The sequence below is a fragment of the Flavobacterium branchiophilum NBRC 15030 = ATCC 35035 genome, from assembly GCF_002217205.1.
GTDB lineage: Bacteria > Bacteroidota > Bacteroidia > Flavobacteriales > Flavobacteriaceae > Flavobacterium > Flavobacterium branchiophilum.
In genome coordinates this window covers 1-1,343 of record NZ_MUGT01000172.1, presented here as the reverse complement: position 1 = coordinate 1,343, position 1,343 = coordinate 1, and the positions used below count along the sequence as shown (strand labels likewise).

Below are 1,343 nucleotides of genomic sequence, written 5' to 3'. Positions count from 1 at the left end.
CGGCAAGTTGGGTTAAAAATTATCTATTTTGTACCCAATTCGTTTTTTCTCCTTCATAAAATTTATTATATCCAGCATTATTACGAATTTCACCATTATATAACCAATAGTTTGCAGGAGCATATATTGTTAGTCCTTCATTAAGATATGTTAAATGCTGTGAAATATTTATTTTATTTGATAGAATACCTGTATTACAAGATTTTAAATCTATTGTTAAAGTCCCCCCGTTTTTTTTTAAATCTTGCCACATAGAACTATCATTGATTAACATGCTTTCTACTCCTCCTATGGTAGTATAGTAATTAACATTATGAACGTTACCATGGGCATAAATACTTAAAACATTAGTTTTTATTGGCTCACTTAAAGCTTGGTTATAAAGTAGCTTTTCTTTTGTGTTATTTTTAAAATAAATCAATTTTTCGCCAATAATTTTTCCGTCTTTAATTTTTACATCTCTACGTGTATATTCCTTATTTTTTGTACCATGAAAAGTGTGATTCAGTGCACTAACTACAAGCCCTGTTACTGCACCTTGCCAAAAGTTCCCTCCCGTGAGGGCGGCACCTGCACCGCCACTAAGGGTGCCAAAGGCAATAGTGCCAAAACCATTACTTAATCCTGTTGCACCACTAATACCTTTATGTATTGTTTCAGTCGTAACATCGCCTAATGTTTCAAAAGTACTACCACCTTGTCAGGCACTACTTGCTATGCTGCTCAAAGCTCTAGCGGCAAAGCCATTTATATCTACAAAAATAATAAATAATTCTTTTAAAAGCTCTTTTTTTAGAAATTTATTGATAAAAATTTTAAAAACAATTGGACTAATAGCGATAAAACAACCGTCTTTAAAATTATTGATGAAATACTAACCCCTAAAAAGTTTAAAAACTTTTTTAATAATAACGCTGCTTTTTTGTAAATTAGAAAACCCGAGCAATGCTCGGGTTTTGTTCAACTATTTTGACTTTTATTCCAAAAACATTATTGTAATTTTAAAAATATAAAGCGTTTGATTTTTCAGCTTTATTAATCTCTTCTTTTGATTTAATTATATTGTTAATCTTGTCAATAAAAACTTTTAAGTTTTTATATTTTTCATTATCCAATGGGTTTTGTCTAAAGTCAGACCTTATTGTGATAACCTGTTCATCACCACTCGTAAAACCAATAACATATTTTACGTCAAAACTAGGCATAACTTTAGTTTTCTCATCAATTACCAAAAGTTCTTTACCGTACTTTATAATATTCTCATTATTGTATGTTTCTTTTATATTAAATATTTCTTGTTTTTTTATAGAAAAATTTTAAGTACATGTGGTCTAGCCCCCTAT

The 1,343-nt window shown here is 29.6% G+C and carries 2 protein-coding genes; both read right to left on the bottom strand.

Going from position 1 to position 1,343, the window contains the following annotated elements; all coding sequences use genetic code 11:
- Nucleotides 1–19: 19 nt before the first annotated feature.
- Nucleotides 20–421 (bottom strand): hypothetical protein, encoded by a 402-nt coding sequence (locus B0A58_RS15295; RefSeq protein WP_089081764.1) that lies wholly within the window; start codon nucleotides 419–421, stop codon nucleotides 20–22.
- Nucleotides 422–1,001: 580 nt separating this feature from the next.
- Entirely contained in the window at nucleotides 1,002–1,205 is a 204-nt protein-coding gene (locus tag B0A58_RS15285) for a hypothetical protein (RefSeq protein ID WP_089081762.1), read from the bottom strand.
- Between the last annotated feature and the right edge of the window lie 138 nt (nucleotides 1,206–1,343).

Coding starts and splice junctions, on each gene's coding strand:
- B0A58_RS15285 (WP_089081762.1), bottom strand. CDS start 1,205: ATGCCTAGTTTTGACGTAAAATATGTTATTGGTTTTACGAGTGGTGAT.